We start from the raw sequence: 12262 nt of genomic DNA, 5'->3' as shown, positions 1-12262 counted from the left end.
CATATATAAGCCCATCACGCCTTCACTTTAACTACGATTTTCCGAACCGAACCAGGCACATCAGATATGCCTGGCATATGCAGATCTCCGGGAAAGAATATTGCAAACATTCCCCCACAGAGATTAACAAATGAAGCATTCCCACTATGTAAAGCATAATCATGCTCTTCATGATATGGTTTAACTACCACTTGATCTTGTAGTGGTGCATATCCAATCGACTCCTCCCCTCTAACGACATATTGTACATCGACATAAAGCTCGTGGCGCTCAAAAAAAGAGGAATCAGCGGGCTTTGTCTCATATTCGCTCACCAGTGCATATACACACTGGCCATCAATCTCATGTTTACCAATGCTCAGTGCCTCTAAATCATGACTAACGAGGAACTCTAGTGCCTTTGATACCCCATCACCCAGCCCTTGGTACAATTCGTATTTATCTATACAGTCTATTATCAACAGTAGCTCTCCTTCCCAAAATTCACTTTACACATTCAAAACATTACTCGAACATGAAATAGGCCAACCGACATATCTAACTATTTTTCATCACCCATGGCATCGGGAAAACCAAATTTGCAGCATACCAACACAACAAAAAGGAGAGAAGTTGCCCTACTACCACACCTAGAGCAACACCTATCATTCCGAACGGATCACATAGAACATAAGAAACAGCTAGTCCAACTGCTCCACTAAATATGGTGCTAATTGCTAAATATTCATTCTTATTCGCCACCTGTATGTAAATAGCAGTTGAGAAATAACAAGCCCCAAAGAATGAGGATAATGCAATCAACAATACAATCCATTGACCTTCGATAAATGAAACGCCAACCAAGTATGGGTACATAAACCAAGCGACCAATGAGAATACAATATACAACAATAAAGAACCGCCCATAACCTTATATGAACCTGAAACCAAAAGGCGCCGTCTGTAGCTATCATCCAATGCACGCTCCATTATTTTTGGATGCCATGCTTTGAAAAATGATTGATATAGTAAGTTCAAGGCCAATCCTGCCTGTGCCCCTACTGCATATATCCCGACATCTGAAGTAGTCATCTTCGACTCAATAATCATTCGATCCCCCAACGCAATCATCATTCCTCCCAACACATGGGGAACCAATGGCACGCCGTATCGCAAGGCATGTTTTACATGATGAAAAAGTTCAGTACCCGGAAGTGATAGAAGCCCCCCCCTCCACATCCAGAACAAGGCAAGCGTTGAAAAAATCGCAATGGTGAGGCATTGAGCAATCAACCGCCCCTCCCACATCATGCCTAAGACTAAAATCAACAAAAGGGAAAGAGCAGCATTCATAATACCTGAAGAAACTTGGAAAGCAGAATAATTAATCGCATTCCCAACTACTTGCCAAAGGGTCAAGCGTATTTGTATCAAGAATTGACCTCCAGATAATATTACTGCCAGCAAAATCCAGTCTCGTTTCAATCCAATCAGCGGCGACAAATAATCTCCGAGCAAGACAATCAAAAGGGACATAATTATTGTAGTCACAATCAGAATTGCTAGACATGAACCTACATATGCTGCAATACCTTCGCGCCCATGTTTATAGTAACGTAAAGCTACGGCTCCGTGCACACTCAGGCCTGCGAACACCCCAGAAATACTAAGAACAATAGTAAATATCGTTATAATGCCGTAATCTTCAGGTGACAACACTCTAGTAAGGATAGGTAATAGAAAAAATGGGACGCTTGAATTAATCATCGTACCCAAAAAATAGATCACAACATTCTTAGAAAAATGATTCTTCACTTACGAAAACCCTCATGCTTGACAATTACTTCCTACAGCAACAGCGGAAAGGCCAGTTCCTTCTCTTCTAATCAACGCACCTAGCTTCAATCGATTTAGCAATCAATCGTTGAGCCGATGGATAAACAAAATAAGCAGGTTGCCCTTATCACACTGAAGTAGCTGTCTATACATGTACCAGCGTGTCACCCAATTACCCTGCTACCGCGACTTCACGAAACTGTGGGATTCACAATTAATGTGATATATCTTTCGTTTAATATAAACTATTTGCACTAAGACTTCATATACCTGTTCATAATGGATCTTATCACCTTAAACTTAAATGAGTTCACTTTACTGACACAAAAGTAAGGAGCTTGCTTGGCTCCAAAGCCTCGAAAAAAGCGCTCTATCGGTTCAATCATTGAACCTAAAAAGTTGAATTCATTGGTTACCACTGCCGCATATTGAATGGCGTGCCACATACACAGGCTAGTAGCGCCACTGTTTCTCAGACTTGGATCTCCTCCCCCCATTAAATAATAGGCACAATTATCATCCCATACGATGTAAACCCCAGCATGAAGCCTTCCATCTTCCCCCTGAGCTACAAAAATCTTCCGACAATCATTTGCCTCGCACACCTGATCAATGCGCCTAGCCAACTGGTCAGGGTATATGTTATCCATCCCCTGTCTTTGGGCTGTCATATTTGCCAACCCCAAGAAGTCCTCAATCGACAAATCATCTCTAACAACGATTTTTGCCTTCTCTGCTTTCCTAATATCAGTCCTAACTTTTTCAAGGAATCCAGCCCATAATGCTTCCTTATCCTTAAGCTCAGGAAGGGTGTAGGTGTACTTGGTCATTTGTTTATAGTCACGCCAATAGAATGGCATCCAATTAGTAAGGAGAGGGGTCCAACTTTGCTCATAGCAAGAAAAGCTTGGCAACTCATCAATTAGGCCCTGCATGACTTTTTTCTCTGTCCCTATTTGATTTGCATACTTTGTCTTATGTGGCTTAAGCCAAGGCCCCAGATACGGGGTTAACTTAGTTGTACCCAAATACATTCCACCCCACTTCTTGCAGAATACATAAGGAAGCGCCCCAATTATTCGCCCATCCCTCTTATACAGGGCAACCCCCCATTGCTGACCTTCAGAGCAAACCGCATCTAACCACCAATCTTTGAGGAAAATTGGTATTGACGACTCTTTAGAACACAAGTTCCGATACTCATCTATTGATATATCATCCATTCTATCCGATTTCCTTTCATCACCACTACTCAGGAGCAGTCTAATTGCATTTCATATATTCAAGTCGGATTTAAAAACATAAACTTTTGGACCTTATCTACTCCAATTCAACCCAATAGGCCGCTTCTATCAGCAACCACAAAGGCCCACCTTCGGGCCCATGGAGCAGAACCTTTCCTCAAAGAGGGAATCGATTTCCATACATCAAGTCGATTATCGCTTTGAAGCCATTTCGATACAGGGGTATAAAAGCCAGTTTTTGACCTTGAAGTAATAAACTCAGGTAGCGGCCTGTTCAAAGAACCATAAAACAACCCTTTACCAGAACTGTTCCATACTGAGGACAATGCAGGAACTATTTTTCGAATCAAATGCGCATCTACAAACGGAGTCCGTATTTCAAGCGAGTGTGCCATGCCAGCCCAATCTGAATCGCGAAGTAACTGGTTTCGCATATACAAAGAGCTTTCCAGCAAAGAGACCATCGACTTCTCTGTCGTTTTGCCAACACCAATTCGGCGGGAAATATGCTCCTCAACTGAAAGCTGTTTGAGCCCTTCTGCAGCCATCTCTTTTCCAACAAGCTCCGGAAGCTCTTCAGGCAGAAAAATCCCGCGTTTAAGCAGATAGGCTCCTTCGTATGTACCACCATATTTAACAAGTCCGGCGGCTTTTGGGTTTAATCGTGCATATGTTGCAAGGTGCGAGAATATATTTCCCAAACCGGGTATTCGAGAGGGGGTCCCCATTAATCGAACCCAACTCGGGATATCTGTAAACGATGGATAGCCGCAAAACATCTCATCTCCGCCGACGCCGGACAACGCCACTTTCCAGCCCAATTCAGAGACAGCTTTACTGACAAAATATGTATTCAATCCGTCTGTCGTCGGTTGGTCCATTGCTTCAAAGAAGCCATCCAAACCAGCCGAGAACTCATCACCTGCTAATATCCGTTTATGATGATGTTTTACCTGGAAGTGCTTTGCCACCTGTGCAGCTAAAGGTGACTCATCATTTGCAGAACCTCCGAACTCCTCAAAGGCCAGAGTAAGCGTCTGCAAATGCCGGCACCCACCCTCTCCGGCCAGACTTAGTATCGCCCCCGAATCAATCCCAGCAGATAGGAATACCCCCACCGGAACATCGGATATCAAGTGATAATTGATGCTCTCGGTCATGGCATTAAACACCATTTCCTGAGCTTCTTTCTCGGATAATTCAACGGTGCAATCAAAGACATGTTGAAGATCAAAATAACATACAGGATCATGCATGCCAGACTCATCTATGACCGCGTAATGTCCTGCAGGCAGCGCAGATACATCCTGGTACTGCGTGTAAGGCTCTGGCATGTGTCCAAACAGAAAAAAACCAGCCATGCCGGCAGGAGATTTAGATTTTGACACCTTGCCGCCTGCCATCAATGCCTTCACCTGCGAAGCGATACGAATTGTCTGCCCGTCATTTGAATAATAGAGCGGCTTGATACCATAGGGATCTCGCGCAATTACCATGCAACAGTGCTCGTTATCCCAGAGAGAAAAGGCAAACATGCCACGCAGATCATTGAGCATGGCAACACCTTTTTTCGCATAAAGATGAAGTAACACTTCAGTATCAGAATCAGAATGGAATACGGAGCCCGCCCTCTCCAGGTCGGCACGGAGTTCACGGTAATTGTATATCTCGCCATTGAAGCTGATGGCATACCTTCCATCACCGCTCTGCATAGGTTGAGAACCATGCTCAGACAAATCGATGATCGACAGCCTGCGATGGGCCAGACCTACTCGATTGTCAGCCGAGAACCACTCACCTTTTCCATCAGGGCCTCGAGCAACCATATGGTCACGAATGAGGATGAGCTCTTCCCTGCTTATTTCAGCAGACTTTGGGTGATAAGAATAAATCCCGGCTATGCCACACATGTTTCAAATAGTCCGTTTGCTACTACAATCGCCAGACAGCAAACCCGGCCGCAGCCAGTGTTGCCCTGTCATAGGATGACTTGATATCAATAAAAGGGATCGATCCATTCGCCATCGACGCAAAAACTGACACATCCAGGGAGACCAGTTGATCATGGGCCACTGCAGCAACAATTGCATCAAGATTCGACAACGCATCCTGTTCGACCAGCGACACACCATACTCCTCTTTGGCATCATGCTGATTTGCCACAGGATCATGTACGAGCACCTCAACCCCGTATGATTCAAGCTCCCGGATCACATCAATCACCCGCGAATTCCTCAAATCTTCACAGTTTTCCTTGAAGGTCAGACCAAGCACAGCAACCCGTGCCCCCTTGATCTTGCGATCAGATGCAATCATCTGCTTGACCGTCTTCTCGGCAACGAATTTACCCATTCCGTCATTAATCTGCCTGCCCGCCAGAATCACATCCGGGTGATAGCCAAGTGTTTCAGCTTTATAGGTCAGATAATATGGATCAACACCGATACAGTGACCGCCGACAAGTCCCGGCCTGAAGGGCAGGAAGTTCCACTTGGTCCCCGCTGCTTCCAGCACATCAAGCGTGTCGATATCCATCTTGTCAAAAATCGTGGCAAGCTCGTTCATCAGCGCGATATTTAAATCACGTTGTGTATTTTCGATCACTTTGGCGGACTCTGCCACCTTGATCGTCGGTGCACGGTGAACACCAGCCTCAATAATCATCTCATACAACGTTGCCACTTTCTCAAGGGTCTCCGCATCCTGGCCGGACACCACCTTTACGATGCGCTCAAGCGTATGGACCTTATCGCCAGGATTGACGCGCTCAGGAGAGTACCCCACCTTGAAGCCGTCATCACCACACGCCATCCCCGACTCCCGCTCGAGAATCGGCACACAGATATCCTCGGTCACGCCCGGATAGACAGTGGATTCAAAAATGACAATCGCGCCTTTTTTCATATGGCGCCCCACTGTCTCGGAAGCCCTGATGACCGGAGTCAAATCAGGCATGTGTGCATTATCAACCGGCGTTGGCACTGCAACCACAATAAAGTCAGCGCCCGCAATATCTTTCGGGTCGGTCGTGTAGCTGAGCAACTGAGCGCGCTCAAACAGCTCACCGGCCATCTCACCTGTCGGGTCATAGCCCTCACGGTAAGCATTTACCTTGGTGGAAGATATTTCGAATCCAACTGTCGCAATCTCACGACCGAATGCCAGCGCCAACGGCAAGCCAACATAACCAAGTCCGACTACGGAAACTGTTTTCGTCTTCATTCTTCATACTCCGTTAAAACTCTGATGAATGCATTTTCGATCAATTCGGCTTGATCAAATATGAATCTTCGAAATCGACTCATCCAAACTGACTGGCAAGCACGCTACCGCAATCCAGGTGCGCCGGCAGCTGGATTCGGGGGGGGGGGGCCGCAATCACAGTAACCTGCAACGATGGCAGATATATGACAGCCCGGAGATAAATCCGGCTATTCCTTGATTGTGATCAACGGGATGGTGTACACCATTTCTGAACAGACATCCCTGTCATGCAAGCGCTGCCATGCAGCCATTGCGAAACGGCGAATAACTTATAGACCATCATCCCAAAACCGCAAGCAACAAAGGTGAGCAAATGGGGTCAGTTCTTTAGTTGCTAGTTCAGGGCTGTGACTGGTGACTGATGTTTACATTACCCGCTCGTGTTTCAACAGGAACATCCGACCGTCGCAGTGCCATACCTTTATTAACAACAACATCACTATAGAGCATTGTAATACTTATTTTATTTTGTACACTCAACATTCCGGAGGTATTCCATGAAAACGTCACTGGTCACGACAAAGGGGCAAGTCACCATTCCTGCCAGCGTAAGAAATCAACTTGGCATTCATCAGGGTGACCGGGTCGGTTTTGTATATGAAAATGGCAAAGTCATTATTCTGCCAGTCATCAAGGATATCGAAGCGGCATTCGGACTCGTCTCTGCATCACAAAGTGCCAGCCTGGATGATATAGAGCAGGCGATTCAAAGCAGAGGCGGCAAACTGTGATTGCCGCAGACACCAACCTCCTTGTACGCATTCTGGTTGATGACCCCAATCAATCGGAACAAGTGGCAATCGCCCGGAAAATTGCCAGCGATGCAAAGCAGATGTTTGTACCCCAAATTGTTGCTGTTGAACTGGTTTGGGTATTGCAGGCTGCATATAAACTCGACAAATCAATCATTGTGCCGCTACTGGAGCACCTCCTGCATAACAGCGCTTTTATCCTGCAAGCAGAAGAGCGCTTTATGGAAGCACTCGAACTATTCAAAAAAAACAGCTGTGGTTTTTCTGATTGCCTGATTGCAGCGGAAAGCCAGGCCGCCAACTGTACGCTCATGACCTTTGACAAAAAACTATCCCGCCTCTACGGCGTGAAACTGGCTGGAAAGAAGGAGTAAGTATCGGCTCCTGGCTTGAGTGTGACATTTTCAATCAGACCAGACGTGATTATTTCCAGCTTTCAGCATGACAGTTTACGGTTAGAAGCAAATTCTGTTTTCTCTGCCGACTGATGACTGGCCACTGCCTACTGATCCCCTCCACCCACACTACCGCACAGCAGGTGCGTGGCAGCTGCTGTGAAAACAGTCCAGGCGGCTCTCTCTTTGCGCAAAAGAGGCCTATGTGAAATGACAAAGGAAACCCTCACGCCGTATTTCAGCGGGCGTGACACTCTATCATCAAAGTTACCGTGTGTGACTGAATCCCTTCCCCGGCTCAACAAAGATCTTTCACGCATTCAGCCCACCATGAGCTGAAAAACCACTGCAGAGCCGTGGTCGCGGATAGTTACAGACGAAAAGACGAGATGAGCAAGGGGCGAGAGGCTGGTGAGATGAAAGATGTGAGATGTCCCCCGGCGGGGGCAAGCAACGGCGCTCCCGGTGCACGATAGAGCTTAACTGAAACAAAAGGATTGGCGGGCGTACTGCCTGGCGCTATATTGCGTAGATAGTATGAATATTTGCGCGATTGTACGCTTCCGAGGTGACATATGACTACCGTTCGCAAGACTATTACGCTAACCGACCAGCAAGACGCCTGGGTCAAAGCGCAGATCGATGCAGGACATTACACCAACGACAGCGAATTTATCCGCGACCTCATCCGGCGTGAACAAGAACGCAGCGTCGAGATTGAGGCGATACGCGCAGCTCTGGTAGCGGGCGAAGAGAGCGGCGAGCCAAGGGTGTTTAACAGTGCGGCATTCAAGCAACGCATGCATACCACATATGGCTGAATATCGACTCACCCCGACCGCAGAACGCGACCTTGAGAATATCTGGCTCTACACCCGGCAGCAATGGAGTATAGAGCAGGCTGATCTCTATATCGAAATGTTGGCGAATACATTCACTGAACTGGCGCAGACACCGAAAACAGCGCCTGGCTGTGACCACATCCGTAATGGCTATCGCCGCCTTAGTGTTGTGAGACATATGATCTATTTTCGTGTCACGGATTTCGGCATTACCATCGTTCGCATCTTACATGACCGAATGGATGCGCCACGTCACTTGTAGCAAATGGGGTCAGATACTTTAGTTGACAGTTAAGGGGAGCCAGTCTCTCTTCGCTAAATGGCTCTATGCGTGGGCATTGCCCCAGGAGCATACGTGCGTCGTGGGCAGGTTACACCCGGATCTCAAGGCACAGTCCAGGCACGCGCCCAAACGGCCTCATATTTTTTCAGCATACTCATCATGGAGAGATCATACTCACCAATACCGTCCAGCAGCTCACGAAAGAGCTTATTGCCCATAAGATCCGGACCTTGATAAACCTGAAGATAAAGCTGTCGATTACAGTCACTTTTTCAAACTCATCCAGCGAAGCCACATCCCGATCGTCATAACATATCATCACCTGATCATGCGCCCGACTTACCCTGTCAAAATGCAAAGAGAGCGTCTGACATGTCTCAGCAGTCATTGCTTCGTTCCTCCGCCCCTTGCTGTATCATCAATAGTTTTCCACTGCACCCGGACCATTCACAATCAGATCTATCTTACGCATAGCAATAGCCAATTGAATGGCTCTCATCATGTTAATTTCCCGTCCGGCCGCATGCCTGCTCAGACTCGACGTAGAGATCAATATCGCGCGAGGGGCAAGAAAAAAAGGGGCCGTGCTTCACGCTGTGGTTTCCCGACAGGTGAAGGCACGACCCCGATGTGAATCGGTTGATTTCAGGGCTCGACGGTCACCTTCACCATCGCATCGCCCTGGCGGATCTGATCCACCACATCCATACCCTCAACGACCTGGCCGAATACGGTATACTGGCCATCCAGATGCGGCTGCGGGCCGAAGCAGATATAAAACTGGCTGCCGGCTGAATCAGGATCGGAGGAGCGCGCCATCGCTACCGTACCACGCACATGATGATGACTGTTGAATTCAGCCTTCACCTTATAGCCGGGACCGCCGGTACCATTGCCCTTCGGATCACCGCCCTGCGCCATAAAACCTGCGATCACGCGATGAAACAGCAGTCCGTCATAGTAGCCCTTGCCGGCCAGTGCCTTGAAGTTGGCAACGGTGTTCGGTGCCTCATTCGGATAGAGCTCAATCAGAATCGAACCGTTTTTCGTCTCGATACGGATATGGTTGCCTGCCGGAATGTCCTTATCGCCTGCCTGTGGCGCCTTGCTGAATAAACCCACGTTATTTTCCCCTGCTGTTGTTGTCGTCTGACCGTAATTGACCAGACCGGTGATCACCATCAATGCCAGTGAAATGACGATAATGATACCGTTTTTCTTTCTGATCTTCTCTGTCTCGTCCGTCATACATACCTCTGCTGTGCCGATGGTAGAATACGCGAAGGATGCAGAACCACACGGTGATGTCCAGATTTGAGCTCGCCGGTTCCAAGCAGATCATCGCCGACAAACAGCATCACCGATATCTCTCCGTCACCCGGATCCGGACATGCCGTTGTCGCCGGCAACTGAATGCGCTGCCCCTGCAAAAAACGTCGCCCCATGGCTGCATCGAGACGGACAGCCGGCATCGCCCGCAACCACATCGATAGTGGCAAAAGATATTGCGCAGGCGCCTCATCCAGTCGCTCAAGCGACACCATCATTGCCTCAGGCCAGCCACCGGTCGAAAGCCTGCGCAAGGCTGTCACGCAGCCGCCCATAGCCAGTGCGGTACCGATATCACGGGCAAGCGAGCGGATATAGGTACCCTTGGAGCAGCTGACCTCAAGCGTCAGCAGCGGAAACTCAAATGACAACAGGTCGATCCGGTGCACGCAGACAGGCCGGGCGGGAATCTCCACCGCTTCCCCCTTGCGCGCCATGGCATGGGCCCGCTGGCCATCGATGCGAATGGCGGAATAGGCAGGCGGCACCTGCAACTGATCACCGCTCAATGAGGCCAGTACAGTGCGTACAGTGGCTTCATCCACGCTGCCGTCATAACGAGCCGTCACCTCACCCTCACAATCGAGCGTGTCGGTCTGATATGAGAGATCCAGCGTCACCTGATAGGATTTATCAGCATTAAGCCCCAGCTCGGCAAAACGGGTCGCCTCACCGATCAAAATCGGCAACATGCCGGTAGCCAGAGGATCCAGTGTGCCGGCATGGCCGGCCTTGATACGCTTTGCCCCCGGCTGACTGAACAGGCGAACCATGGCATTGACTGCCTGTCGCGAGGTCCAGCCATGCGGCTTATCGAGAAACACCACCCCGCAAACAGGGGCTGACTCCGCCTTTACATTCTGCTGCTGCATGCCACTCCATCCATCACACCGTCACCGCAACATACGGCCGGGCGTTACAAAAAAAGGCGGAGACCTCTGCAAGAGGCCTCCGCAATGAAAACAAGAACTCAGTGAGCGGAAAGGGTTCGGGAAACCTCGGCCTGAACACGACCGCGCACCTCATCAAAGCTGCCGGTTAACTGACATCCGGCCGCATAGGCATGGCCGCCGCCACCGAGCGCACCGGCCAGGATACCGACATTGGCGAATGTTTTGCCACGGAAACTCACCTTCCAGCGTCCCGGAACATTTTCATCACTGCGGATAAATACAGCGATTTCGACACCCTCAATACTGCGGGCATAATCGATCAGTCCTTCGGTATCCTCGACATCGGCACCGGTTTGACGGTACATCTCATCGGTGACATAAACCCAGGCCGACAGCCCCCCGTCATGAATCTCCAGCGTATCAAGGCATGCTGTCATCATATGCAGACCGGAGAGAGAGCGGCTTTCGTAAACATTCACCGTAATCGGCCACGGCTGCGCCCCTGCCTCTACCAGATCCGCCGCCATGCGATACACAGCCGGCGTAGAGCTTGCCAGCCGGAAGCTGGCGGTATCGGTCATCACCGCCACATAGATCGCACTTGCGGTATCGGCATTCAGGGCATAGCCCATGGCAATCAGCAGATCAAATATCATGGCACCGGTGGCGCAATAACGGGCATCGACAATATTGATATCACCAAAGCGGCGATTGCTGGCATGGTGATCGATATTGATCAGTGTGGCGCCCTCAAAAAAGCTGTCGGGCATGCCAAGGCGACTGCGCGCCCCGCAATCAAGGGCAATAATCACATCCGCTGCGGCACACGCCTCTGTCCAGACGCCCATACGGGCCTGGTCGGCATGACGCAGAAACGAGTAGATACGCGGTACAGCATCGCGGTTATGCATGGCAACACCGGCATGACAAAGCAGTGAATCACTGCTCAGCGCATCATACAGGGCCATTTGGGAGCCAATGCCATCCCCGTCCGGGTTACAGTGGGTAATCAGAACAATACGTTCAGCCTGTCGTATCGCATCAATCACAGGCATCCAGTCCACATCACCGTACAGAGGGCGCGGAAAGATCTGCTTCAAGGACGCTCCAGCGCCCGGAGCATCTGCAATACATCACCGCTCTTTTCAAACTTGTCATCCCAGCGCAGGCGCAAGGATGGCAGACGCCGTTTTTGCAGTGCACGACGCAGCTCATGTTCAAAATGCGGCGTCATGCGTGCAAGTGCAGTCATACATGCTTCGATATCACACTCACCGACACGATAGACCCAGACCGTGATGGCCTGTCGGCCGGATGGCTCAACGCGGGTAATACTGACCCCCGAAAAACGGGGGTCAGCCACATCACGTAGCATCAGCGTGGAAAGAAGGCGCTGTATATCGGTCAGAAAACGGCTCTGACTGGCAGAAATCTCTCGCATGGCC

The 12262-nt window shown here is 49.3% G+C and carries 13 protein-coding genes; 4 read left to right on the top strand and 9 right to left on the bottom strand.

Features of this window, described 5'->3' with window-relative positions:
• Positions 1 to 14 precede the first annotated feature (14 nt).
• From FEF65_RS09430 to FEF65_RS09410, 5 genes are all read right to left on the bottom strand, one after another.
• Entirely contained in the window at positions 15 to 461 is a 447-nt protein-coding gene (locus tag FEF65_RS09430) for a NanQ anomerase/TabA/YiaL family protein (RefSeq protein ID WP_138239560.1), read from the bottom strand.
• Positions 462 to 537: 76 nt separating this feature from the next.
• Positions 538 to 1794, bottom strand: a complete 1257-nt coding sequence (locus FEF65_RS09425) for a lipopolysaccharide biosynthesis protein (protein WP_138239559.1) — start codon at positions 1792 to 1794, stop codon at positions 538 to 540.
• A gap of 275 nt (positions 1795 to 2069) precedes the next feature.
• On the bottom strand, positions 2070 to 3038 hold the full coding sequence (locus FEF65_RS09420) for a GNAT family N-acetyltransferase (RefSeq protein ID WP_202978261.1): 969 nt from the start codon (positions 3036 to 3038) through the stop codon (positions 2070 to 2072).
• 107 nt (positions 3039 to 3145) lie between these two features.
• Positions 3146 to 4969: an asparagine synthase (glutamine-hydrolyzing) gene (gene asnB, locus FEF65_RS09415; protein ID WP_138239558.1), complete on the bottom strand. Its 1824-nt coding sequence runs from the start codon at positions 4967 to 4969 to the stop codon at positions 3146 to 3148.
• Between the two features lie 22 nt (positions 4970 to 4991).
• Positions 4992 to 6281, bottom strand: coding sequence for a nucleotide sugar dehydrogenase (locus FEF65_RS09410; protein ID WP_138239557.1), 1290 nt, complete (start codon positions 6279 to 6281; stop codon positions 4992 to 4994).
• 539 nt (positions 6282 to 6820) lie between these two features.
• On the opposite strand from FEF65_RS09410, the gene FEF65_RS09405 reads away from it, so the two are divergent.
• From FEF65_RS09405 to FEF65_RS09390, 4 genes are all read left to right on the top strand, one after another.
• Positions 6821 to 7054: an AbrB/MazE/SpoVT family DNA-binding domain-containing protein gene (locus FEF65_RS09405; RefSeq protein WP_138239556.1), complete on the top strand. Its 234-nt coding sequence runs from the start codon at positions 6821 to 6823 to the stop codon at positions 7052 to 7054.
• A complete protein-coding gene (locus FEF65_RS09400) occupies positions 7051 to 7449 on the top strand; it encodes a PIN domain-containing protein (protein ID WP_138239555.1) in 399 nt (132 codons plus the stop codon). Before FEF65_RS09405 ends, FEF65_RS09400 begins: the two co-directional genes overlap by 4 nt.
• A gap of 596 nt (positions 7450 to 8045) precedes the next feature.
• Positions 8046 to 8291, top strand: a complete 246-nt coding sequence (locus FEF65_RS09395) for a type II toxin-antitoxin system ParD family antitoxin (protein ID WP_138239554.1) — start codon at positions 8046 to 8048, stop codon at positions 8289 to 8291.
• A complete protein-coding gene (locus FEF65_RS09390; protein WP_138239553.1) occupies positions 8284 to 8574 on the top strand; it encodes a type II toxin-antitoxin system RelE/ParE family toxin in 291 nt (96 codons plus the stop codon). Before FEF65_RS09395 ends, FEF65_RS09390 begins: the two co-directional genes overlap by 8 nt.
• A gap of 666 nt (positions 8575 to 9240) precedes the next feature.
• Here the strand turns inward: FEF65_RS09390 and FEF65_RS09385 are convergent.
• The 4 genes from FEF65_RS09385 to FEF65_RS09370 all read right to left on the bottom strand — a co-directional run bounded on the left by FEF65_RS09385 (position 9241) and on the right by FEF65_RS09370 (position 12258).
• The gene (locus FEF65_RS09385; RefSeq protein ID WP_420813978.1) at positions 9241 to 9777 is read right to left on the bottom strand and encodes a peptidylprolyl isomerase; all 537 of its coding nucleotides are present in this window, start codon (positions 9775 to 9777) and stop codon (positions 9241 to 9243) included.
• A 62-nt stretch (positions 9778 to 9839) separates the two neighbouring features.
• A complete protein-coding gene (gene truB / locus FEF65_RS09380) occupies positions 9840 to 10796 on the bottom strand; it encodes a tRNA pseudouridine(55) synthase TruB (protein WP_138239551.1) in 957 nt (318 codons plus the stop codon).
• A gap of 98 nt (positions 10797 to 10894) precedes the next feature.
• Complete coding sequence (locus FEF65_RS09375) at positions 10895 to 11917, bottom strand: DHH family phosphoesterase (protein WP_238701315.1); 1023 nt, start codon at positions 11915 to 11917, stop codon at positions 10895 to 10897.
• Positions 11914 to 12258, bottom strand: coding sequence for a ribosome-binding factor A (locus FEF65_RS09370; RefSeq protein ID WP_138239550.1), 345 nt, complete (start codon positions 12256 to 12258; stop codon positions 11914 to 11916). Before FEF65_RS09370 ends, FEF65_RS09375 begins: the two co-directional genes overlap by 4 nt.
• Positions 12259 to 12262: the final 4 nt, after the last annotated feature.

The organism is Mariprofundus erugo (genome assembly GCF_005818865.1).
Classification (GTDB): domain Bacteria; phylum Pseudomonadota; class Zetaproteobacteria; order Mariprofundales; family Mariprofundaceae; genus Mariprofundus; species Mariprofundus erugo.
This window is presented reverse-complemented; position numbering and strand designations above follow the sequence as displayed.

What these genes read in the sequence shown, in the direction of transcription:
- FEF65_RS09420 (WP_202978261.1), bottom strand. Translation starts at nt 3,038, where the DNA reads ATGGATGATATATCAATAGATGAGTATCGGAACTTGTGTTCTAAAGAG.
- asnB (WP_138239558.1), bottom strand. Translation starts at nt 4,969, where the DNA reads ATGTGTGGCATAGCCGGGATTTATTCTTATCACCCAAAGTCTGCTGAA.
- FEF65_RS09410 (WP_138239557.1), bottom strand. Translation starts at nt 6,281, where the DNA reads ATGAAGACGAAAACAGTTTCCGTAGTCGGACTTGGTTATGTTGGCTTG.
- FEF65_RS09405 (WP_138239556.1), top strand. Translation starts at nt 6,821, where the DNA reads ATGAAAACGTCACTGGTCACGACAAAGGGGCAAGTCACCATTCCTGCC.
- FEF65_RS09395 (WP_138239554.1), top strand. Translation starts at nt 8,046, where the DNA reads ATGACTACCGTTCGCAAGACTATTACGCTAACCGACCAGCAAGACGCC.
- FEF65_RS09390 (WP_138239553.1), top strand. Translation starts at nt 8,284, where the DNA reads ATGGCTGAATATCGACTCACCCCGACCGCAGAACGCGACCTTGAGAAT.
- FEF65_RS09385 (WP_420813978.1), bottom strand. Translation starts at nt 9,777, where the DNA reads ATGGTGATCACCGGTCTGGTCAATTACGGTCAGACGACAACAACAGCA.
- truB (WP_138239551.1), bottom strand. Translation starts at nt 10,796, where the DNA reads ATGCAGCAGCAGAATGTAAAGGCGGAGTCAGCCCCTGTTTGCGGGGTG.
- FEF65_RS09370 (WP_138239550.1), bottom strand. Translation starts at nt 12,258, where the DNA reads ATGCGAGAGATTTCTGCCAGTCAGAGCCGTTTTCTGACCGATATACAG.